Source organism: Pectobacterium betavasculorum, from assembly GCF_000749845.1.
Classification (GTDB): Bacteria; Pseudomonadota; Gammaproteobacteria; order Enterobacterales; family Enterobacteriaceae; genus Pectobacterium; species Pectobacterium betavasculorum.
The window spans coordinates 125,338-148,337 of the sequence record NZ_JQHM01000001.1 but is presented as its reverse complement, the minus strand read 5'-3'; the positions used below and the strand labels follow the sequence as shown (position 1 = coordinate 148,337).

The 23,000-nt window shown below is 52.5% G+C and carries 16 protein-coding genes; 6 read left to right on the top strand and 10 right to left on the bottom strand.

What is annotated here, in order from left to right:
- Nucleotides 1-52: 52 nt before the first annotated feature.
- On the bottom strand, nucleotides 53-1,246 hold the full coding sequence (locus KP22_RS00615) for a nicotinamide mononucleotide deamidase-related protein YfaY (protein WP_039321766.1): 1,194 nt from the start codon (nucleotides 1,244-1,246) through the stop codon (nucleotides 53-55).
- Between the two features lie 219 nt (nucleotides 1,247-1,465).
- Between KP22_RS00615 and tyrP the strand changes: the two genes are divergently transcribed.
- Nucleotides 1,466-2,674: a tyrosine transporter TyrP gene (gene tyrP / locus KP22_RS00610; RefSeq protein ID WP_039301852.1), complete on the top strand. Its 1,209-nt coding sequence runs from the start codon at nucleotides 1,466-1,468 to the stop codon at nucleotides 2,672-2,674.
- 157 nt (nucleotides 2,675-2,831) lie between these two features.
- Here tyrP and KP22_RS00605 read toward each other — a convergent pair whose 3' ends face one another.
- Nucleotides 2,832-3,371: a YfaZ family outer membrane protein gene (locus tag KP22_RS00605; RefSeq protein WP_039301849.1), complete on the bottom strand. Its 540-nt coding sequence runs from the start codon at nucleotides 3,369-3,371 to the stop codon at nucleotides 2,832-2,834.
- Nucleotides 3,372-3,622: 251 nt separating this feature from the next.
- On the opposite strand from KP22_RS00605, the gene KP22_RS22120 reads away from it, so the two are divergent.
- The gene (locus KP22_RS22120) at nucleotides 3,623-3,820 is read left to right on the top strand and encodes a hypothetical protein (RefSeq protein WP_081923374.1); all 198 of its coding nucleotides are present in this window, start codon (nucleotides 3,623-3,625) and stop codon (nucleotides 3,818-3,820) included.
- Between the two features lie 139 nt (nucleotides 3,821-3,959).
- Here the strand turns inward: KP22_RS22120 and menE are convergent, their stop codons facing one another.
- From menE to menF, 6 genes are all read right to left on the bottom strand, one after another.
- Nucleotides 3,960-5,390, bottom strand: a complete 1,431-nt coding sequence (gene menE, locus KP22_RS00600; RefSeq protein ID WP_039301846.1) for an o-succinylbenzoate--CoA ligase — start codon at nucleotides 5,388-5,390, stop codon at nucleotides 3,960-3,962.
- Complete coding sequence (menC, locus tag KP22_RS00595; RefSeq protein WP_039321763.1) at nucleotides 5,378-6,349, bottom strand: o-succinylbenzoate synthase; 972 nt, start codon at nucleotides 6,347-6,349, stop codon at nucleotides 5,378-5,380. Before menC ends, menE begins: the two co-directional genes overlap by 13 nt.
- A complete protein-coding gene (gene menB / locus KP22_RS00590; RefSeq protein WP_039301841.1) occupies nucleotides 6,349-7,206 on the bottom strand; it encodes a 1,4-dihydroxy-2-naphthoyl-CoA synthase in 858 nt (285 codons plus the stop codon). Before menB ends, menC begins: the two co-directional genes overlap by 1 nt.
- Nucleotides 7,207-7,211: 5 nt before the next feature.
- The gene (gene menH, locus KP22_RS00585; RefSeq protein WP_039321758.1) at nucleotides 7,212-8,012 is read right to left on the bottom strand and encodes a 2-succinyl-6-hydroxy-2,4-cyclohexadiene-1-carboxylate synthase; all 801 of its coding nucleotides are present in this window, start codon (nucleotides 8,010-8,012) and stop codon (nucleotides 7,212-7,214) included.
- On the bottom strand, nucleotides 8,000-9,682 hold the full coding sequence (gene menD, locus KP22_RS00580) for a 2-succinyl-5-enolpyruvyl-6-hydroxy-3-cyclohexene-1-carboxylic-acid synthase (RefSeq protein ID WP_039321755.1): 1,683 nt from the start codon (nucleotides 9,680-9,682) through the stop codon (nucleotides 8,000-8,002). Before menD ends, menH begins: the two co-directional genes overlap by 13 nt.
- 290 nt (nucleotides 9,683-9,972) lie before the next feature.
- Nucleotides 9,973-11,316 (bottom strand): isochorismate synthase MenF, encoded by a 1,344-nt coding sequence (menF, locus tag KP22_RS00575; RefSeq protein WP_039301831.1) that lies wholly within the window; start codon nucleotides 11,314-11,316, stop codon nucleotides 9,973-9,975.
- Nucleotides 11,317-11,658: 342 nt separating this feature from the next.
- Between menF and KP22_RS00570 the strand changes: the two genes are divergently transcribed.
- From KP22_RS00570 to rcsB, 3 genes are read left to right on the top strand one after another with little or no spacing between them, the layout of a single operon-like run.
- Nucleotides 11,659-12,828, top strand: a complete 1,170-nt coding sequence (locus tag KP22_RS00570; protein ID WP_039321752.1) for an MFS transporter — start codon at nucleotides 11,659-11,661, stop codon at nucleotides 12,826-12,828.
- Between the two features lie 16 nt (nucleotides 12,829-12,844).
- Nucleotides 12,845-15,532, top strand: a complete 2,688-nt coding sequence (gene rcsD / locus KP22_RS00565) for a phosphotransferase RcsD (protein WP_039321749.1) — start codon at nucleotides 12,845-12,847, stop codon at nucleotides 15,530-15,532.
- Between the two features lie 8 nt (nucleotides 15,533-15,540).
- Nucleotides 15,541-16,191, top strand: coding sequence for a response regulator transcription factor RcsB (rcsB, locus tag KP22_RS00560; protein WP_005976164.1), 651 nt, complete (start codon nucleotides 15,541-15,543; stop codon nucleotides 16,189-16,191).
- Nucleotides 16,192-16,228: 37 nt separating this feature from the next.
- Here the strand turns inward: rcsB and rcsC are convergent, their stop codons facing one another.
- Together rcsC and gyrA are read right to left on the bottom strand one after the other, a co-directional pair.
- Complete coding sequence (gene rcsC, locus KP22_RS00555; protein ID WP_072012521.1) at nucleotides 16,229-19,084, bottom strand: two-component system sensor histidine kinase RcsC; 2,856 nt, start codon at nucleotides 19,082-19,084, stop codon at nucleotides 16,229-16,231.
- Nucleotides 19,085-19,199: 115 nt separating this feature from the next.
- On the bottom strand, nucleotides 19,200-21,839 hold the full coding sequence (gene gyrA / locus KP22_RS00550; RefSeq protein ID WP_039301812.1) for a DNA topoisomerase (ATP-hydrolyzing) subunit A: 2,640 nt from the start codon (nucleotides 21,837-21,839) through the stop codon (nucleotides 19,200-19,202).
- 250 nt (nucleotides 21,840-22,089) lie between these two features.
- On the opposite strand from gyrA, the gene ubiG reads away from it, so the two are divergent.
- A complete protein-coding gene (gene ubiG, locus KP22_RS00545; RefSeq protein ID WP_039301808.1) occupies nucleotides 22,090-22,815 on the top strand; it encodes a bifunctional 2-polyprenyl-6-hydroxyphenol methylase/3-demethylubiquinol 3-O-methyltransferase UbiG in 726 nt (241 codons plus the stop codon).
- Nucleotides 22,816-23,000 lie beyond the last annotated feature (185 nt).

Here is a 23,000-nt window from a genome sequence, read left to right as displayed (position 1 = left end):
GTAATCAACACGCACGAAACTTTTGTATCGACCAAATATAAAAATCCGCTGACTACAGCGTCTTCAACACCGAGATCCAGCCGTGCCCACCATACACTGGCCAGCCATTTAGCCAGCGGCGCAACATATTCATCGCCAGCATCGCCACGACTTCCTGATGGGTTTTCAGGCTGTAACGCTGTACGTTGAACTGTATTGTTTGGGCGAAAGATCCTTCGGGCGTGTGCAGCGCTAAGGAAAGTTCAGCATCGTCCCGACTACCGACCACCAGCGCTAACGATGCGCCTTGGCGCTCTGCCAGATGGCGTGCGTAGTCAACTAGCCCAGATAGGCTGGTGTCTTGAGCGTTTGCCAACAATTCTCCGCCCGCCAGCGGAACGCTTGCAGACTGAAGCTGCCAGTTGAGCAATCCCGCCGTGAAGTGTTCACTCACCGCTAACGTCATATCACGTTCGGCAAGACGTCGAGCCAACTGTGCGGGGAGCCCTTCCGTTCCTTCAAAGATGGCATTTTCCCCTGCGACGGTGCGCACGGTTTCCCACAACTGCTCCATTTTTTCCTTCTGTGCCGCTGGGCCAGTCAACTTCAGCTCAATAATCGGCATAGAAGAACGGTAGCCCAGCACCACGCCCGACGGTAATGCCATTCCATCCAACTGGCTTGCCAGATCGCTCTCAGAGCGACCAAAAGTGGTCAAGCGCAGGCACAGCGGGGCATCTGCAACAGCAAAACGCTCGCGCAGACGCGGCATAATTTGCTGATCGACCATGACCTTGAATTCGGACGGCACACCCGGCGTAAAAAACATCAGGCATTTGTTCAATTGCAGCGCAAAACCACAGGCGGTACCCACCGGATTATCCACCATTTCAGCACTCGCGGGGATTTGCGCCTGTTTGCGATTGCTAGGCGCCATCACTCTGCCGCGCTCGGCAAAAAAAGCCTCCATACGTGCCAGCCACTCGGCATGCTCAACCAGCCCTTCACCTGCTGCGGTGGCCGCGGCTAATGCGCTAAGATCGTCGCTGGTCGGCCCTAATCCGCCGTTCACAATCAGGATATCGGCTATCTGACTACGCTGCGTTATCGCCGTCACCAGCGCATCGAGATCGTCACCCACCGTCATCCGGCTGGTCATCGGTAGTCCCTGCGCAAACAGATAATCCGCCAGCCAGGCTGCATTGGTGTCAATAATCTGACCATGCAGCACTTCATCGCCGGTACATAACATCTCAACCCTAAGCATTTTTCACTCCTGATGATGATTCTGAAACCACTTTAGAAAGTCAGATGAACAAACACAATCTTTCTTTCAGCCAGCCCGATAATTCGCCACGCCGATGCATCTAACTCCAGTGTAAATATAAAATTACACTCCTCGTAACGGCGTTTTGACAGGATTCGCTGAATACTCTACCCTGCTGCCAAAAATATCTGGATAACCACGCTATATATAGAGGAATAGGTGAAAAATCGTACTCTTGGCAGTATTTTTATCGTCGCTGGTACCACAATTGGAGCAGGAATGTTGGCGATGCCGTTGGCAACGGCTGGCGTCGGATTTGGTACTACATTGATGATATTGATCGGCCTGTGGGCACTGATGTGTTACAGCGCCTTGTTGCTGGTTGAAGTGTATCAGCATCAGCCGTCACACACCGGGTTGGGCACGTTGGCAAAAATCTACCTCGGCCGTTGGGGACAGTGGATTACCGGTTTTAGTATGCTATTTCTGATGTATGCGCTAACGGCGGCCTATATCAGCGGCGCAGGCGAACTGATCGCCAGCAGCATCAACCAGTGGAGTGGCTACTCACTTCCGCTGTCCGTAGGGATTCTGCTCTTCACGCTGGTCGCTGGCGGCGTCGTCTGCATCGGGACATCTTCAGTCGACTTGTTCAACCGCATTCTGTTTAGCGGCAAAGTACTGATGCTCGTCATCATGCTGGCCGTTATGGTTCCACACATTCAGCGCGTCAATCTCTTAACGCTGCCGCTGCAACAGGGTCTGACGCTCTCGGCATTACCGGTTATTCTGACCTCATTTGGCTTTCACGGCAGTATTCCCAGTATCGTGCACTACATGGGCGGTGACAGCCGCAAGCTACGCCGGATATTCCTTATCGGTAGCGTGATACCGCTTATTGCCTATATTTTCTGGCAGCTCGCGATGTTGGGCAGTCTGAGTTCTTCGACATTCAATGCTATTTTGACCGATCAGGCAGGATTGAATGGATTGATGCAGGCGATTCGTACTCTGGTTGCCTCACCGCACGTTGAATTGGCCGTCCACCTGTTTGCCGATCTGGCACTAGCGACCTCTTTCCTCGGCGTGGCGCTCGGGTTATTCGATTATTTAGCCGATCTGTTTAAACGTAAGAATAGCGTCACTGGGCGCGCACAGACGGGTTTACTAACCTTTACTCCACCGCTGGTGTTTGCACTCTTTTATCCGCAAGGGTTTGTGATGGCGCTGGGCTATGCGGCGATTGCACTGGCCGTACTGGCGTTACTCATTCCCGTTCTGCTTAGCTGGCAGGTACGTAAACAGCATCCTGAAATACGCGCGACTCGCGGTGGTGCACCGGTATTAGCGCTGGTGTTCGCCAGCGGCATAAGCATCATCCTGATCCAACTGGCGATGGTGGCAGGCTGGCTGTCGTCAATCAGTTAATCTTTTTCGACTCTTTTTCTTTCAAACCACGATACCCTAAATAATTCGAGTTGCAGGCAGGCGGCGACGCAGTGAATCCCCAGGAGCTTACACAAGTAAGTGACTGGGGTGAGCGAGGAAAGCCAACACACCTGCGGCTTGAAGTATGACGGGTATATTAGAAGCTCAGACCAACGCCGACATAGGCAGAATCAGCCAACTTGTTATCTGGGCCGTTCTCACGCGCCATATTGATGTAACGGTAGCCGACATCAACGCTCAGCGGCGCAAACACCTGCCAGCGTACGCCCGCTTTCCCTTCGACATAGTGATCGACATGGCTAGAGAAAGCATCCGGTGCATAATAACCTTCGCCGTACAGCGAGAACTGACGGCTCAGCGGCCACTGCACGCCACCGCCCAGTGCAACGCCATAGCCATCATTGCCGTGATCCTGATTCAGGTACAGCGCTTTGCCGCCCACAGTGACCTTCAGTGGGCCGACAGGAATGGTGTATCCCAGGCCAAAACCGTATACATCATTGCTGTTGTCGCCGTGAGCATAGCTCACATTACCCGCAAGCCCCGGAATGCCCAGACCGAAGCCCGCACTGGCACCGACGTAATCACGACCTGCTTCCCCAGAAAGGCTAATGGCATGTACAGAAGCACTTGCAAGCAACAGGCTTCCCGCACAGGCAATCACAAACTTTTTCATTTTCAATATCCTTAAAACCGTCGCTAAACGCGTGTGTAAAGATGTTATCGTTGCCGATTCTACCCGAAACATCCCCCCACTCCAGCACGAAATTGCCGTGAGCAGGGATTTATTCTGTTAGTAATCATAAAAATGCTTATTGAAAATTGCTGACAATAGCAGCAATAAGCACCACCTATTTGCGCCTAAAACACAAAGTGGACGATAGTACTCACCATGGATGATGGGTATACAGGCAGAAGGAAGCGAGCGTGAGAGAAGGAAAATTAGCCGTAGGCAAAAGTGCCACAGAGAGAGTCGATCATCACACGGTGAATGCTGAGAGGCGCAGCCCGGTACAGTTTCAGGACATATGGTTTTTGGAAAAACTGGCGCAGTTTGATCGCGAAACCAACGCCAATCATCAGAGGATCAAGATAGGTTCAAGCTTTCATGTTCCAGATAAATAATATGACGCCAAGCGCCCCTAATCAGTCACTTAAGCATGGATTTAGGGGAAACACGGTGATGAGGTTCCCGCAGGGATGCCTGACTCCGTGGTAGCCCCGGTATCTCGATCCTTAAACGATCGGCATTAGCCAAGCACCCCTACCTTTTAGGCTGAGGATACATTGCACTGACCCAGTTTTTTACCTGTTTACGAGAAAGCTTTATCCCACCATTTTTCAGTTCAACTGGCAGCACATAATACGCGACTGGCCGCTGAAATCCGGCAAGCTGCGGCTGTAACCAATCACGAACTGCATCAAGCGTTGTGGTTTGTGCCACCTCCAACACAGCAACGGGGCGGTGTCCGAACTCCACATCTTCAACGGGCACAATGCACGCCTGTTGAACATCAGGATGCGTCAACAACACGGCCTCGATATTCTCCGGCTGAACCCCTTCACCACCGCTGAAAAATTGATTATCCAAACGTCCCAGAATATGCCACTCATCTTCGGCAAATAGTCCGCGATCGCGCGTGTGGAACCAGCCATCATCATCGACCAGTGGAATCAGTTTTCCATCGCGCCAATAGCCAGCGGCCAACGAGCTGCCGCGCAGCAGAATCTCATCGTCCATCAGTCGGACCTCTCGCCCTTGCAGCGGCATTCCGACGCCCGAACGCCCATCGGCGCGTTTAGCGCAAACCGTAGACGCCAGTTCCGTCAGACCATAGCCACACCAGCAGCTGACGCCTCGAGCTTCTGCCTGTTGCGTCAGCGTCTGCGGGATCGTCGCGCCGCCGAGCAATACCGCTTTCAATGCTTCAGGAAAGGCCGTCTCCGCCAGCAGTCGCCATAGCTGAGTCGGCACCAGAGAAGCATGAGTGCAATCGCGCAGAGCAATCTCCAAAGGCTGATGCGCGCGAACAACGAGCGTTGCCCCAGTAGCAAGCCAGCGCCAAACGATGCCCTGCCCAGAAACGTGAAAGAGCGGAAGTGACAGCAGCCAACGGTCGCTGGCAGAAAACGCCATCATTTGAACCACACCTTCCGCGCTGGAGAGATGGGCAGCGAACGAATGCGCTACCGCCTTTGGCATTCCGCTAGAACCGGATGTCAGCGTCAGTGTCGCCAGTCGCTCGGCCTGCCAGCGTAATCTATTGGTGCCGATGGTTTCTTCGGTATCACCCGATAGCAAGCAAGCTGATGGTAAAGAAAGGGGACGTACAGAATCAGGCCAAGATTTATCATTCAAACACAGGCCATACGCCACATTCAGCGCAGGCAGCAGTGCCTCGGTTAACGCATCGGGCAACTGTGGATTTAGCGGTAACACACGCACACCGCACTGTAACAGCGCCAGATAACTACACAGCATCTGTACGCTATTTTTCCCACGTAGCGCTACCGTACTTTCGGCAGTCACGCCCTGCTGTACGAAATGCTCAGCCAGACGATCTACCCGCCGGGCGAGCGCCTGCCAGCTCCAACGGATTTCCTCTTCAATCAACGCAACAGGCTCATTCAACGAGACCGGCTGGGGCGTCTGGCTAGCCCAGTGTCGCCACGGCCAGTCAGTCAGGATTGCCATACCACATCCAGTTGCTCAGCAGCCAAAAGCGGCAACGCGCTATCCGGCCAGCGTTGAATCACCTGCGCCTGCATCAGATCTAACGTGTCCAGCCCTGGAATCGTGTCCGGCGTCAGCCAGTGTGCCAAACGCGCCAGCTGCGTTAACCCCAGACTGGATTCAATGCTGGAGCTGATCACCGCCGTTAACCCAGCCTGATGTGTTTCCTGCACCAGTTGCTGACAGCGAGCAAGGCTGCCGACCAGCGTCGGCTTGATCACAATCGCATTCACGCCTGATTCAGCCTCCACCCGAAAATCCGCCTCACGCACGCTTTCGTCCCAGGCGATGTTGATGCCGGTTTCACGCGCAAACTCACGAGATTCTTCACGGGTTTTGCAAGGCTCTTCGAGAAAGGCAATGCGCGAGCGTAGCGACGGGGCAACATAGCGGGCAAAGCCGTCCGCTTTGGCACGCGTCCAACTACGGTTGGCATCCAGACGGAGCTTCAGATCCGGCAAGGCTTCCAGCAGTACGTTAACGATCATGCCGTCACGCACCGACTCGTACAGGCCGACTTTCACCTTTGCCACTTTCTCGCCTGGCATCGCCTGTAGCATTTCGAACAGCTCATCAGGATCGCCATTGCACAAGGGCGCTTTGCGATAGTCCGCCGCCTGCGGCAGGTGCTGATCCAATTCGGCCTGCGCGCAGCTCAAACCAAAGGCAATGGACGGCGGAAGATCGTCAGAAAATGCACGTCCTGCCGCCCACGCAGCCAGTTGCCCAAGCGCGGCTGATTGCGCCTCTGCCAGCGTTTCCACACTGAACTCCGGCAGTGGCGCAATCTCCCCCCAGCCCAACCGTTCACCTTCTTGCAAGCGAACAATAAGACCATCGCGGGTTTTCAGGCGCTGATTGCGCAGCACCACTCCAGCTTCCATCGGCACGCTGTAACGATAGAGAGTAACCTGGCGCATTACGGATTCCGTTTGAATTTGCTGAAGTCCGGCTGGCGTTTCTCATTGAACGCGTTACGACCTTCCTGCCCTTCATCCGTCATATAGAACAACATGGTGGCGTTGCCCGCCAACTCCTGCAAACCAGCCTGACCATCGCAGTCCGCGTTTAGCGCCGCTTTCAGGCAGCGCAGCGCCATCGGGCTGTTTTGCAACATTTCACGGCACCAGCGCACGGTTTCTTTTTCCAGTTCGGCCAACGGTACGACGGTATTCACCAGTCCCATATCCAACGCTTGCGCAGCGTCGTACTGACGGCACAGGAACCAAATTTCACGCGCTTTCTTCTGACCGACGATACGAGCCATGTAAGACGCCCCCCAACCGCCGTCAAAGGAACCAACACGCGGACCAGTCTGACCGAAGATGGCATTCTCTGCCGCAATGGTCAGGTCACACATCATGTGCAGAACGTGTCCACCACCGATGGAATACCCAGCCACCATCGCGATGACGGGTTTCGGACAGGTGCGAATCTGGCGCTGGAAATCCAGCACGTTCAGGTGATGCACACCGCTGTCATCCTGATAACCGCCGTAGTCACCGCGTACTTTCTGATCGCCGCCGGAGCAGAATGCTTTATCGCCAGCACCAGTCAGGATGATCGTCCCGATACCGTCATCGTGACGGGCATTATCGAGCGCCTGAATCATCTCTTTTACCGTCTGCGGACGGAACGCATTGCGCACCTGAGGACGGTTAATGGTGATTTTGGCAATACCATCAATGGATTTATGGTAGAGGATATCGGCAAAATCGCCGCTGCAATCGTGCCATTCAATCGGTGCGTAAAGCAGTTCTTCACTCGGATAAAGCATAGTTATCAATCCTTAACGGGATGCGAAAGAAAAGTGCGAATCCGCTCAGCATAGGCCGCTGGATTCGCCTGATGAGCATTATGCCCCGCCAGAGCAACGCTCAGTAACGGCAGGCCGTATTGCGCCGCCAGCGTCTGAAATTTCACGTCACTGGCACCGCATAAATAAACAAAAGGTAGCGACAGATGCTGGAGATGATCCGCCAGGAAAGGCTGTCGTCCCAGCGAGGTGGCTTCCAGCATTGCCGCAACAGATGCGCCGTGATTAGCGCTGCGGCGCGCGATCAGCTGTTCACGCTGTACGGGGTCAACATCGGCAAAAACCGCCTGCTGATACCAGTCCTGCAAAACATCCGGCAGCGGCTCCTGACGAAAACGCTGCGCCCAGCGTGCATCATGCTGGATACGCTCCGTACGCTGCTCGGACGTTGCCAAACCGGGGTGTCCGCCTTCAACCAGTAATCCCAGCATACCGTCATGATGCCCGTCGCAAGCGTGGTACATCGCAACACGCCCGCCGAGCGAATAGCCCAACAGCCAATAACGCTCGATACCCTGTGCCAGCAGTGTGGCGGTTAGCTGACGACTTACCTCGGCAAAATCGGCGGTAGCAATGGCTCGGGACGCGCCGTGTCCGGGTAAATCCACCAGCAGCACAGGCCAGTCACGAAAAAATGGCAGGACAGGCAGCCAGTCCTCACCACTGCCTAATAAACCATGCAGACACACCAGCCAAGGCTGCATCGGAGCAACCGCGCCATGCGTCACTTTCCGGCAGACTAGTCCCTGAAAATCTAGTGAGTCCACGCCGCCACCTGCGCGACCAGTTCATTGAGCGTTTCCGCACCGTCTTTCGGTTCAACGACCACTTCAAGCAGCGTGACGCCGCCCTGAGTCCAGCAATCCGACACCGTATCTGCCAGTTGTTCCCAGCTTTCGGCACGCACGTAATTCAGGCCAAACATCGCAGCAGCATGCCCGAATTCCACATTTTGCGGCATGCAGTAAAACGCTTCACGCTGTGCAACCGGCGTCGGCAACAGGGAAAATATCTGGCCACCGTTATTGTTCACCACGATCAACACCAGCGGTGCGGGGGACTGACGCAACAGCGCCAGCGCATTCAAATCGTATAATGCAGAGAGATCGCCGACGATGCCGAGCGTCGCTTTCGCCGTGGCACGCTGTACACCTGCCAGCGTGGAAATCAGACCATCAATACCGCTGGCTCCTCGATTACCATACACCGGATACCCTTGCGGAAGCTGTGCCAGCGCGTCGATCAGACGTACCACGAGACTGTTGCCGACAAACAGTTGCCCATCCGGCGGCAAAAGCGCCGGTATTCGCTGCGCCAGCTGCGCTTCACCAAAGCGGGAAGCCAGATGCGCGTCGGCCTGTCGCTGCGCTCTATCGGCAATATCCACCAGCAAGTCCGCCCACGGCGTCTGTTTGTCTGCTGGATGCGCTGACAGCCATTCGCCAACGTCCGCAACCAGACGACGTCCACGATGGTGAGCCGGGTCCAGCCGTCCCGGTAAATCATCAATTAACCAAAACTCTTGCGGCTGGCACTGTTCCTGCCATTGCAGCAGACGTTTTCCCGTCAGGCTTCCGCCGAACTGTAGGACGATGTCTGCCTGCCGTAAAAGATTCACGGCTTCAGGGTGCGCCAACCAAATATCCGCACAGGGCAAAGGCTGCCCACTTTGCGACAGCACATCACCAATCAGCGGCCAGCCCAGCTCGTTCGCCCACGCAGCAAGACGCGCCCCTTGTTCAGCACTAACACGTCCGGCAAGGACGACGCCACGTTTCTGCCGCCACTGCGGCCAGTCCGGTTGTACCACCAGCGTACTCTGGCGCATTTCACGCAGCCAAGGCTCGCGGCTATTCCACCAGTCGCCCAGCGTCATTAGCCAGCCCTGATAAGCCGTGCCGTCATCAGCACCATAAAGCGGTTCAGCAAAGGGGCAATTAATGTGCAACGCGCCGTGCGTAAGCCGCGCCATGGCACTATCCACAGAGGAAACCAGCCAGGTGGCCGGAATATCGGGCGTAGGGCGCGGTAAATCCAGCGCCAGTGTGGGGTGTGAAGCATACAGTGCATGCTGACGAATCGCCTGATTCGCACCGCAGTCAATCAGCTCCGGCGGGCGGTCAGCCGTCAGAACGACCAGCCGTTCACCCGTTAGCCCGGCTTCAATGATTGCGGGATAGAGATTCGCGGCGGCTGTGCCAGACGTCACAATAATCGCAACGGGTTCACGCGAGGCTTTTGCCAGCCCCAGCGCCAGATGCCCAAGCCCTCGCTCGTCGAAATGCGTGTGGCAAATCAGCGCATGATTATCCGCCGCGGACAGCGTCAGCGGGGTGGAGCGAGAACCAGGCGCGATGCAGATATGCCGGACGCCGTGACGGGTCAGCGATTCCAGCAGTAATGTAGCCCAGCGGCGATTAAATACACTTGTTGACATGATGGACTCAACAACTCAGGTTGCAGGTTATTCCCGTCATACTTCAAGCTGCATGTACGTTGGCTTCTCTGACTCATCCTAGTCACTTACTCATGTAAGCTAATAAGGGCGTCGTGCGCTCGCCGCCTGCCTGCAACTCTAATTATTTAGGGTATAGCAAATAATAATGATCAAACTGTTGGTGGCCTGGTTGCCCTTCAACGAACATCGCGATCAGCCTTATTATATTTTTTTTTACTACGCTGACTTTGATATAAACCAGTACCTGACACAACAATCATAAAACAAAACTATGACATATCACCATCTAGCAGGGATCTCAGCCCGGAAGCTTTGTTTTCCAACTCCTGCCATTCTTGTTCTGGATCAGAACCCGCCACAATTCCAGCGCCGGCATAGAGCGTTAAAACATGATCACGCACCTCGGCCGAGCGTAGCGCCACGCTGAATTCAGACTGCTGACGCGAAAGATAACCCGCCGAACCCGCATACCAACCGCGCTCGAACGGTTCATGCGCGGCAATAAAACGGCGCGCTTCTTGCCGCGGCAACCCCGCTACCGCCGCTGTAGGCTGCAATGCATCGAGGCAAGCACTATCAGAAGCGGTGCGTAACGTGGCATGAATGGTACGGCGCAGATGCTGCACCTTGCGCAGACGCACAATTTCCGGCGGCATCACATCCAGCGACAGTGCCGACTGCTGTAACCGCTGGCAAATATCATCCACCACCAACATATTCTCATGCTGATTTTTAGTGTCCTTCATCAGCCAGCTAGCCAGCTCTGCGGCTTTAAGCGCATCACGATCGCTTGCCACCGTTCCTGCCAACGCTTCCGTTTCCAGTTCTCTCCCCCATCGGCGATAGAGCCGCTCTGGGCTAGAACCGAGAAATGCATGACGCGCATCGTGCGCTAGCATGAAATGGAAGCAGTGATGATTCGCCGCACGGCTGGCGGCCATAAAGGTGGTTGCCTGAAGCGGTTGTGTGAGCGTTAGCGTGGTCGTTCGAGCAAGAACAACCTTTTCCATCAGCCCTGAGTTGATGTCATGCAGCGCCCGCTGGAGCAAATCAATCCAACCCTGACGCTCCGGCTGATGCCCGACGGCTTGTACTTCCGCATGCAAAATAGGCAGTGGCTCCGGTGGCAGCAGCAGGTTAATAAATGCCGAGGCTTCATCAGCATCCTGTTGCAATGACGTTTCGCTAAACAGGTTAATACTCAGGCTGAGCATATCATCCTGACGCCGCAGCTCTGCCCGAGGCAAAAACAGATAGCCAGGCGATGAGGTACCACCTTCTGTTATCTGATTAAACGCGTTCAATCCCCAGATACGCACATCGGGATCGCACTGCTGCTGAACGAGGAATGCCTCAGCATCCTGAAGATGATGAAACCCACATACCTTGCCGCAAACGGCGGCTTCTTCACGATCCTGACGGTGCTGCCAATAGAATTGGGGGTACACTGGCTGGGTCGCCAGCCACGGTAGTAGCTCAGACGCATCGCTGAGAGTTTCGGACGTATCGCAAAGAGTTAATGAACGCGTTATTTGTCTGAAACCTGCGCGTTCAGGCTGTGGCTCGCGCAAATCCTGCTGTAAATGTCGCAGCAAGTCGGAAAGTTGTTTCACCGTCACCCCGGAGACCTAACACAAAGTAGGGGATTATACGGGAAAAAAACACGTCGTGGGTGAGAGGTTACGCAAGACCAAAACGATGAGCATGGACTGAAATCGCATCAAACGGCAAAACGAAGTGCGCACATCGCACTAAAATTCTATTCCATCATCATTATTGCTTCAATTTGACTGATATCTTTTGCCGATTATCTAATCGGCATTTTTTTGCCGGTCCCACAGTATTCCCCACTTATTCTCCCGCCACAAAACCGCACACCAGGATTCTTTCCATTCCAGTCACTAATTATGGTAAAAATAGGCCCTTGTTACGTCGACCGGATAGCCTCGTTCAGGATGAGTACAACACTGAATTCCGACCCGTTATGCATTAATCAGAATCTGCCCGGCAAAAAAGCACAGGCAGCGACACGCATCGTTTTCTTTGTTGCGGGCTTTGCCATGGCCTCTTGGGCACCGTTAGTGCCATTTGTCAAAACGCGGCTGGCTATCAGTGACGCTTCCCTGGGGATGTTGCTGCTTTCTCTCGGTATTGGCTCACTGTTGGCCATGCCACTCACCGGCTTTCTTACCAGCAAGCTAGGATGTCGCAGCGTTATTTTGCTGGCAAGTGCACTGCTTTGTTTGGTGTTGCCCGCACTAACACAGGCAGAAACACTGCCTATGATGGCGATCGTGCTACTCTTTTTTGGCGCGTCCATCGGCATGGTCGATGTCGCGATGAATATTCAGGCCGTCATCGTCGAACGCGCCAGTGGTCGAGCCATGATGTCTGGTTTTCATGGTTTCTTCAGCGTAGGGGGGATTGTCGGTGCCGGTGGCGTCAGTGCCCTGCTGTGGCTTGGCCTGTCCCCACTGATGGCTATTCTGGCTATTGTCGTACTCATGCTGCTATTCATGGCAGCGGCGCACAAGCACCTGCTGCGCACCACCAATCAAGATGACAGCGGCCCGCTGTTTGTTATTCCACGCGGCTGGGTGATGTTCATTGGCTCACTGTGCTTCATCATGTTCTTAGCCGAAGGTTCCATACTGGACTGGAGCGCCCTCTTTTTAACGGTTGAACGTAACCTGAGCGGCGCGCAAGCAGGCATGGGCTATGCCGCGTTTTCCGTCGCAATGACACTCGGCAGACTGAATGGCGATCGCATCGTTAATGCGCTCGGACGCTACGCGATTCTTACCGGTGGCAGCCTCTGCGCCGCACTCGGTCTGGTATTAACGATCAGTATTGATAATGCAGTGACCGCCATTCTTGGCTTCGTGATGGTCGGTATCGGCGCATCCAATGTCGTCCCGATCCTTTTCAGCGCAGCAGGAAATCAAAAGATCATGCCGCCAAATCTGGCCATCGCGTCTATTACAACAGTAGGCTATGCAGGTATTCTGATCGGCCCAACCATCCTCGGTTTTATTGCACAGTTCAGCAATTTAGCCACCGCATTCGGGTTTGTCGCACTGCTATTGCTGGCCGTCAGCGCCAGTGCGCGTGCCGTTATTCGCTAATCAGGAGCGTTAATTGATGCCAGCCATGATCCTGCGTTATTTTTCTCTCCTTACGGTGTTATCGCTCCTCATTACCGGAACGTTCAGCTATAGCTACATCAACGATTTGCTGGCGGATAAAAAACATTCGCTGACAACCATTGCCCAAGGCATACAGAAACGCATCGATACCTACCGTTTCTTTACGTACCAAATTTACGGCAGCCTGAACAGCGAACCATCCGCTAGTGACGCTACTATCACCTCGATTAATTTGATGCCGAATGTTTTCTACGTAGAAAAAAACGGTCAGAAAACGGATGCTCTGATTTTTGGGCAACACGATCAAGGTACGCTGACATCGGTTCGCCGCATATCGCGTTACCTTGATATTCTCTGGGGAGCAGAGAATAACGTCTATTCCATGTATTATCTGAATGGCATCGACAACAGCCTGACGATGATTTCTACGCAGACGCTGAAAGATATCTCCTCGCAGTTCCGCGGCAATTATATTACGGTCATCGCCGAGGCGCGCCGGACGGAAATGCTGCAACAGGCGAATGTGTTAGACGAACGCGAAAGTTTTTCCCCACTGCGTAAATTACGCTTCTATAACGATTACTATTTTACGCTGCGAACCACATTCAATCAGCCAGGTCATTTGGCGACAATTCTTGCATTCGATCTGCCGATTAACGATTTAATTCCAGACACGATCCCGCGTGAATACCTTATGCTCAAGCCGGATACGCCAGCAGCCAGCAACATGGATAGCAGTAATACGAGCGAAGGCACAGCTGACGTGCAGCTTCATGGTTCCAACCTTGAAATCTCCGCCACGCTCGTCAATGCACCGGTAAAAATCGTTTTTCAGGTGCCCGTAAAAGCGCTAATTATTGATTCATTACGTAATAACGTCTGGCTTCTGCTGTTGAATCTGGTGCTACTGAGTGTATCCATTGCTGGTTTTTATCTTTTCCGTCGCAAGTATGCGCATCCTGGAGAAGAGTTATCTTCTCAGTTGGAAAAGAAACTGGATATTTACCGCGAAACAACGGGCAGAATCCCGATGGGCGTGCTGGTTTATGATTTCAGCAGCAACAAAGTGGTCATACAAAATGAGCGTGCGGAGCATCTGCTTCCACACTTGAGCCTGCAAAAAATCACCAATATGGCGGACGAACATCAGGGCATCATTCAGGTCACCATTAATAATGAGATGTATGAAATCCGCCAAATCCGTAGCCAATATTCGCCAGATTATTGCCTCTTCCTGCTACGCGAACAGGATAAAGAGATTCTGGTACAGCGGAAATTACTGCTAGCTCAGCGTGAATACGAAAAGAATATTCATGCCAGAAAACGCCTATTCCAAAACCTGCTCAGCGAATTTAAACAGCCGCTGATTTCATTACAACAGCATATTCATGCGATACGCCACAGCGATGCGGCAACGGTACAAACATCAACGCTGGATCAGCTCGCGGCGGATACTCGCTGCGCTATCGAACTGCTGGAAAATATCGCGTTGCATGAAAAGCTGGAAGCGCAGGAATGGACCGTGGTCAACGACAGCTTTTCGCCGTTGGCGCTTATCGACAATGTCCTTCTTGAGCTGCTGCCGAGACTGAACCAAAAAGGATTGACCCTGTTCCACCATTACAATTTAGAGAGTAATCAAACTTACATCGGTGATGCAGGGCTGTTGAAAAAGACGCTGGCGCTGTTGCTAAATTATTCGGTGACCAATACGGATTACGGCAAAATTACGGTGTCGATTGATAGGAAAAATAATGAGTCAGACACATTAATTATTCAGATCAGCGATACAGGGACGAAGGTTTCAGGCAAAGAGCAGGAAAATATTCAACATCCTTTCCTACATCCTGCCGCGTCCGATCATTTCGGACAAAATTCAGGATTGACCTTATTTTTGTGTAATCAACTCTGTAATAAACTGGGCGGCGCTTTAACCATCAACAGTAAATCCGGGTTAGGTACGCACTATATTCTGACGTTAAAACTGGAACCAGAACCGCTTCCCGTCGAGGAAGAAAAACTGCTGGATGGTATTACCGTTCTGTTGGATGTGACATCCGATGAAGTACAGCATATTGTTGGCAATATGCTGACGGGATGGGGCGCTAATTATCTGATCAGCGATGAACGCCAAATTAATCAGGAAGCAGATATCTGTATTACTGATGACCCGGAGAAAAAAGCAGATTATACGCTACTGTTGAGTCATGCCGATGACACAGTAATGCCTTTGGGCCCGCGCCGTTTGCGGGTGAACTATAATATCAGCCACCTCCTGCTGGAGGCATTGCTTAAGCTGATTGAACTGCAACTGGAAACACCACCCGATGCAATGCAAGGGGGGGAACCGAACGGTGTCGAATTTTACGCCGCTCAATTGGCGTCAAGCGACTATTATTCGCTGTTCATGGAGACAGTACCGGATGATTTAAAGAGGCTGTATACTGAGGCGGAAGCAGGCGACTTTCCGTCACTTTCGCTGACGGCACACCGGCTGAAAGGCGTGTTTGCCATGCTGAATCTGCATCCTGGCAAACAGTTGTGTGAACAGCTTGAACAGCATGTTACCACGCACGATAGTGTACAAATTGAGGCTAACCTTCATGAAATTGAGCGGTTTGTCAGTGCATTACTATCCCCAATAGAATCTAAAGTGCAGCAAGGTAGCCAACAAGATGAGTAACCAAAACGATGAGTAACCTAAACGTAATTATTGCCGACGACCACCCTATTGTCCTTTTTGGCATCAAAAAATCGCTTGAGCAGATTGAATGGGTCAATGTGGTTGGCGAATTTGAAGACTCAACAGCGCTGATCAACAACCTGCCTAAGCTGGACGCTAACGTTTTAATCACCGATTTATCCATGCCAGGCGATAAATACGGCGATGGCATCACCCTCATTAAATACATTAAGCGCCATTTTCCCCATCTCTCTATTATTGTTCTCACCATGAACAATAATCCGGCGATTCTGAGCGCAGTGCTGGATTTGGATATCGAAGGCATCGTGCTGAAACAGGGCGCGCCGACCGACCTTCCCAAAGCGCTGGCCGCCCTGCAAAAAGGGAAGAAATTCACGCCAGATAGCGTATCCAAAGTGCTAGAGAAAATCAGCGCCAGCGGCTACGGCGATAAACGCCTGTCCCCGAAAGAAAGTGAAGTGCTACGTTTGTTTGCTGAAGGCTTTTTGGTTACCGAGATCGCCAAAAAACTGAATCGTAGTATCAAAACGATCAGCAGCCAGAAAAAATCAGCCATGACCAAGTTGGGCGTCGAGAACGATATCGCCCTGCTGAATTACCTGTCTTCCGTTAATGGCGGCGCGACGCAGGTAGACTAAGTCTTTCCTCTCCTGCACCGGCAACCGCTGGTGCAGGTTATTCCACGGATGTTCTCGCCTGCCGCACTACGTTACTGTAATACGCCAGCGCCTGTTGCAACGTATCCAGCGTAACCGGTTTTGACAAACAGTTGTCCATCCCCGCCCCAAGGCAACGATCTCGTTCTTCTGCCAACGCATTTGCCGTCACACCGATAACCGGGAAGCGTAACCCCTGCTCACGCATACGCTGAGTGAACAAATAACCGTCCATATTTGGCATATTGACGTCCGTCAGTACGATATCAATGTGGTTTTTACTCAATACGCTCAACCCATCAAGGCCATCATTCGCCGTCATTGCCTGATAGCCCAGAGAACCGAGCTGATCGGCTAGCAGTCGGCGGTTGATCGGATGATCGTCAACCACCAGAATCATAATGTCGCCATTCTCAGCACGCACATAGTTGGTCAGCGGCGGTGAAATCTCGGAGTGAGTACTGTCCTCACTTTCTGAGCGATAAATTTTCTCCAGCAAGTCAGGCAGGTGTTGAGGTGTCGATGTCCCTTGCACCCAGAGCCCCTCACTCACGTTCTGCGCAGATCCGTTATGCGCGCCACTCATCACGATATGCGCCCGAACAGTAATATCGTCTGTCGATGTGTAATCACTAATCATCACATCATCAGGCGATACCGTTTGATTCTGGTAACGCATAGCCTGTATGCCTTGATCCTGCAACAACGTCAGTAAATACGCCTCCAGTCGGGCATTGCGTACCCTCAGCCAACATATTTTCCCTTGCAGACTGGTATTGATCGCGACGGGAGCATAGTGCGCTTTATACAACGGAATCCTGACGCCAAACAGGCTACCGAGTCCAGGTTCCGATTCAATAGTAATATCGCCATCCATCAAATTGACCAGTTTTTCACAAATAGCCAGCCCTAAGCCTGTGCCCTGGAAATGACGCTGAACCCCGCTCCCTGCCTGGAAGAACGGATCAAACAGCTTCACCGCCTCACGGGGTTGAATGCCCACGCCGGTATCGCGCACCACAAATTCCAGATAACCATCGCGGCACCCCACGTCAAAAATGATGCAGCCCGTATCCGTAAACTTGATGGCATTACTCAACAGGTTAGACAACACCTGCTGCAAACGTACAGGATCGCCAAACAGGCTGACCGGCACTTTGGGGTCGATAAAGCAGTAGAGCGTCAGGCGCTTTTTCACCACCAGAGGAAGGTAGTTGCTGGTGATGTGGCTGATGACCTCATGCGGCGCAAACTCACAGGGCTCAATCTTCAACTGTTCCGACTCAATCTTGGAAAAATCGAGGATATCGCTGATGATTTTCAGCAGCAGCGAGGAGGAGTTGTTCATCGCTACGACCAGACGGTTAGCATCCTTCGGCAGCGACTTGGTTTGCAGCAGGTCGAGGTTACCGATAATACCGTAAAGCGGGGTACGCAATTCATGGCTGACGGTGGCAAGAAACATCGATTTCGACTGGCTTGCCTGCTCGGCGGCATTTGCCATTTCCTGTAGTGACTCTTCCATTTTGACACGCGCGCTGACGTCCAGCAGCACACAAATCGCCACATTTTCATTACGATAGCGTGAATGGACAAAGCTGATTTGCAGGTGATGGTTACGGCTGGTCATGACATCAACAAACTTGGACTGCTGCTCGCAAATGATGCGGGTAATTCGCAATCTGTCTTCGTGTGTGAGCAGGTTGAGATAGTTGTGCGCCAGTTCATTACTGAGGATATTCGTACCGTCATTAATACGCAGGATACAAATTCCTACTGGCGCCGACGCCACAATCTTGCGGTTGAATTGCTCATTTTCTTCCAGTTGGAACGCATTCACTTCCGCAGGCAACAGCATTTTTCGCTCAAACACCAGCGCCAACACAAACAGTAAAATAGCCCATAGGATATTTAGCACAAACATGTTGATCATTAATGCGCTGATGTGAGAAAGCAGCACTTTCAACGGCAGCGAATACACGATGCTAAATGAAGTCGGCGGCAGCGACTTCTTAAGAATGAGTTCATCATAACCATTTACATAGCCAAAATAGTTATGATCGGAGGGATAACTGTCTACTGAAGAGGCATAGCGATCTTTCGTATCGGAAAACTGTAAAACAACCTGATTATATTGATCCAGCAGCCTGGCACCGATCGGAAATTTACCCACGGTGACGAAATCATCCAGGCGAATCGTCTGTTCGATTCCCATAATGACTTCCAGCTTGTTATCCACATAAATCGGCGTCAGCGCATATAAATAGCCAACATCAGGGACTGACGCGGGGGTAATCCAGTAGAGGGTTTCATCGCGGCCAGTTTGGGCACGATTCTTCTTCTGATCCTGAAACCGATCCTGCACGTTTTTGAGCAAGTTATCACGGTCAAGGGACTGATTACGGATGCCAAAATCTACCATACAGCGCCGATCGCCACCGACAAAAAACACCCTATTAAGATCGTAGACGGCAGAGAAATTATCCTGCCAGCCGTTGAAAAAATGGCTCAATGAGAGCAGCGCCGTATTACCACCATATTGCGTGGAACAGGTTGCGCCGGGAGCAAGTGCATAAACGGAAACACCGGGCCCTCCTTCCGTTGGCGACTCAGCTTTTTCTCTCGCCAGCACCAGACGATTTGCCGCCAAATACTGGAGTTCACGCACAATATCCGACGCGTGTCGGATGTAACCCTGTGACTGATCAAAGCTGAGATTATATTCCTGCCGCAGCTCCGACTCTTTTTCATTCAATACTTTAGTAACATAGAAAACGGATATCAGCGCTCCCAACACCCACAGCATGACCGCCAGAACCCGAAACAAATAGCGGGAGACTTTTAATGTGGTATGGAATGAGGCGAGATATTTCAAGTGGATACCGTTGAATAATGGGAAAACCAGTTTGCGGATACACTACCGAGAGTCGATAAAAAAAGCCAGCGCATCGCGCTGGCTTACTCTACTCATTATGGTTTAAGGAAAAGGCTTATTCGTCATCTTCAGCGATATCATCATCGCCATCAATGTCGTCGATAGCATCATCGTCTTCGGCGATTTCGCCTTCAACGTTTACCACACCATCCAGCTCTTCATCTTCTACCGGTTCGGCAACACGTTGCAGGCCGACAACATTTTCGTCTTCCGCGGTACGAATCAACGTCACACCCTGTGTGTTACGACCCACAATGCTGACTTCAGATACGCGTGTACGCACCAGCGTGCCCGCATCGGTGATCATCATGATCTGGTCTGCGGTATCAACCTGAACCGCACCAACCACTTTACCGTTACGCTCGCTGACCTTGATAGAGATAACCCCTTTCGTCGCACGCGACTTGGTCGGGTACTCATTCACGGCAGTACGCTTACCAAAGCCATTTTGCGTGACGGTCAGGATATCGCCCTCGCCGCGAGGAATGATCAGCGATACCACGCGATCTTCACCTTGCAGGTTGATACCACGGACGCCCGTAGCCGTACGGCCCATGGAGCGCACCGCTTGTTCGGAGAAGCGCACCACTTTACCTTCCGCAGAGAACAGCATCGCTTCATCACTGCCATCGGTCAGGTCGACGCCAATCAGCTCGTCACCGTCGTTCAGGTTAACCGCAATGATCCCCGCGCTACGCGGACGGCTGAATTCCGTCAGCGCCGTTTTCTTCACTGTACCGCTCGCGGTTGCCATGAAGATGTGGCGACCTTCTTCGTATTCACGTACCGGCAGAATCGCGGTGATACGCTCATTCGGTTCAAGCGGCAGCAGGTTGACGATCGGACGGCCACGCGCACCACGACTGGCTTCCGGCAATTGATATACCTTCATCCAATACAAACGGCCACGGCTGGAGAAGCACAGAATCGTGTCGTGGGTGTTTGCCACCAGCAGACGATCGATAAAATCTTCTTCTTTGATACGTGCAGCGGACTTGCCGCGGCCACCGCGACGCTGTGCTTCGTAGTCGCTTAGCGGCTGATACTTCACATAACCCTGGTGAGACAGCGTGACCACCACATCTTCCTGATTAATCAGGTCTTCGATGTTGATGTCGGCAGTGTTCGCCGTGATTTCTGTGCGGCGCCCGTCGCTGTACTGCGTTTTGATCGCTTCCAGCTCTTCGCGGATCACTTCCATCAGGCGCTCAGGGCTATTGAGGATATAAAGCAGCTCGGCGATCTCCGCCAGCAGGTCTTTATATTCATCCAGCAGCTTTTCGTGCTCCATGCCAGTCAGTTTCTGCAAACGCAGATCCAGAATCGCCTGTGCCTGCTGTTCCGTCAGGTAGTAATGACCGTCACGGATGCCGAACTCTGGCTCCAGCCACTCTGGACGCGCAGCATCATCGCCCGCACGTTCCAGCATGGTGGCAACGGTGCCCAATTCCCACGCTTGTGCGATCAGTGAGGCTTTTGCTTCAGCAGGTGACGCAGCGCGACGAATCAGTTCGATAATCGGATCGATGTTCGCCAGCGCAATGGCCAGACCTTCCAGGATATGAGCGCGGTCACGGGCTTTACGCAGTTCAAAAATGGTACGACGCGTCACCACTTCACGACGGTGGCGCACAAACGCAACCAGAATATCCTTCAGCGGCATGATCTTCGGCTGGCCCTGATGCAGTGCCACCATGTTGATGCCGAATGACGTCTGAAGTTGCGTCTGCGAGTACAGATTATTCAGTACCACTTCACCCACGGCGTCACGCTTAATCTCGATAACGATACGCATACCGTCTTTATCGGACTCATCACGCAGTGCGCTAATGCCTTCAATACGTTTATCTTTGACCAGTTCGGCAATTTTCTCGATCAGGCGAGCTTTGTTCACCTGATACGGAATCTCATGCACGATAATGGTTTCACGTCCGGTTTTCGCGTCCGCTTCAACTTCGGCACGCGCACGGATGTAAATCTTGCCGCGCCCGGTGCGATAGGCTTCTTCAATGCCGCGTCGGCCATTGATGATTGCTGCCGTCGGGAAATCCGGGCCGGTGATGTGCTCCATTAACCCTTCAAGGCTAATGTTTTCATCGTCGATATACGCCAGACAGCCGTTCACCACTTCAGTCAGGTTATGCGGTGGGATGTTCGTTGCCATCCCGACTGCGATACCGGAAGAACCGTTAACCAGCAGGTTGGGAATACGCGTAGGCATGACGTCAGGAATCTGCTCGGTGCCGTCATAGTTCGGCACAAAATCGACCGTCTCTTTTTCCAGATCGGCCAGCAGTTCATGAGCAATTTTCGACATGCGAATTTCGGTATAACGCATAGCCGCAGCGGAGTCGCCGTCAATCGAACCGAAGTTACCCTGACCATCAACCAGCATGTAGCGCAGTGAGAAAGGCTGCGCCATACGCACGATGGTTTCATAAACGGCAGAATCGCCGTGCGGGTGATATTTACCGATGACATCCCCGACGACACGGGCGGATTTTTTATACGGTTTGTTCCAGTCGTTACCCAGTACGTTCATCGCATACAGTACGCGGCGGTGTACCGGTTTCAGTCCATCACGAACATCTGGTAATGCACGCCCGACAATAACGGACATCGCATAATCCAGATACGAGCTTTTCAGCTCTTCTTCAATGTTGACCGGTGTGATTTCTCTGGCAAGGTCGCTCATGGAGCCGCTATCCCTCTATTTAGGCATCTACCCGTGTTCAGAAAAGTGAACCGTTCAGATTAGGTGAACTGTTCAAAAGGTGAAAAATTATATCACAAACCGCCGTTTCGGGGGAAACTCCCTTCCGCTACGAGCAGACTGTTTTCCCAGTAGGCTTTTATCCAGTTGAGAAAAACGACACCGCTGCACGTTGCGACACGAAGGGAGTATACTCGCGGCAGTAGAAGATGACGAAAGGCAGTGATGACACATGAATGTAGAAAATCAAACTCCGAACGTTGACCATCAGGAAATTGCCAAATTCGAGGCGATCGCGTCACGCTGGTGGGATTTAGAAGGCGAGTTCAAGCCATTACACCGCATTAACCCGCTGCGTCTGGGCTATATTTCGCAGCGCGCCGAAGGTTTGTTTGGCAAGAAAGTGTTGGATGTCGGCTGCGGCGGCGGCATTTTGGCCGAGAGCATGGCGCGTGAAGGCGCTGACGTCACCGGGCTGGATATGGGCGCAGAGCCGTTGCAGGTTGCGCGCTTGCATGCGCTGGAAAGCGGCGTCACTGTTGATTATGTGCAGGAAACGGTAGAAACACATGCCAACGCTCACCCAGGCCTTTACGATGTGGTCACCTGCATGGAGATGCTGGAGCACGTTCCCGATCCGCAATCCGTGGTGCAGGCGTGCGCTAAGTTGGTCAAGCCCGGCGGGCACGTATTTTTCTCCACGATCAACCGCAATGCAAAAGCGTGGATGATGGTCGTTATCGGCGCTGAGTATGTTTTAAAGATGGTGCCGCGCGGCACACACGATATTAAGAAATTCATTCGTCCAGCAGAGCTGATGCGCTGGGTTGATGACACCGCGCTGCGCGAAAAACATATTACCGGGCTGCACTACAACCTGCTGACGGACCGTTTTAAACTGGGTCCAAATGTAGACGTGAACTACATGTTGCATACCCGCCACGATAAGCAAATCTGATTCAGAATACTCTTAAATACTGCGCGGTTTTTTGCCGCGCGCCTTTACCTTTCTGGTGTCAAAATCAGCAAAGTCTTCCGGTTTTCTTTTTCTTATCAAAACCCAGAATAATATTGACATCGCTACAGGCCTTATCGGGCGAGGTTTTTAACAAAACGCGTTCTGACCCTCACCAAAACTAACGA

Coding starts and splice junctions, on each gene's coding strand:
- KP22_RS00615 (WP_039321766.1), bottom strand. CDS start 1,246: ATGCTTAGGGTTGAGATGTTATGTACCGGCGATGAAGTGCTGCATGGT.
- KP22_RS00605 (WP_039301849.1), bottom strand. CDS start 3,371: ATGAAAAAGTTTGTGATTGCCTGTGCGGGAAGCCTGTTGCTTGCAAGT.
- menE (WP_039301846.1), bottom strand. CDS start 5,390: ATGGCAATCCTGACTGACTGGCCGTGGCGACACTGGGCTAGCCAGACG.
- menC (WP_039321763.1), bottom strand. CDS start 6,349: ATGCGCCAGGTTACTCTCTATCGTTACAGCGTGCCGATGGAAGCTGGA.
- menB (WP_039301841.1), bottom strand. CDS start 7,206: ATGCTTTATCCGAGTGAAGAACTGCTTTACGCACCGATTGAATGGCAC.
- menD (WP_039321755.1), bottom strand. CDS start 9,682: ATGTCAACAAGTGTATTTAATCGCCGCTGGGCTACATTACTGCTGGAA.
- KP22_RS00570 (WP_039321752.1), top strand. CDS start 11,659: ATGAGTACAACACTGAATTCCGACCCGTTATGCATTAATCAGAATCTG.
- rcsD (WP_039321749.1), top strand. CDS start 12,845: ATGCCAGCCATGATCCTGCGTTATTTTTCTCTCCTTACGGTGTTATCG.
- rcsB (WP_005976164.1), top strand. CDS start 15,541: ATGAGTAACCTAAACGTAATTATTGCCGACGACCACCCTATTGTCCTT.
- gyrA (WP_039301812.1), bottom strand. CDS start 21,839: ATGAGCGACCTTGCCAGAGAAATCACACCGGTCAACATTGAAGAAGAG.
- ubiG (WP_039301808.1), top strand. CDS start 22,090: ATGAATGTAGAAAATCAAACTCCGAACGTTGACCATCAGGAAATTGCC.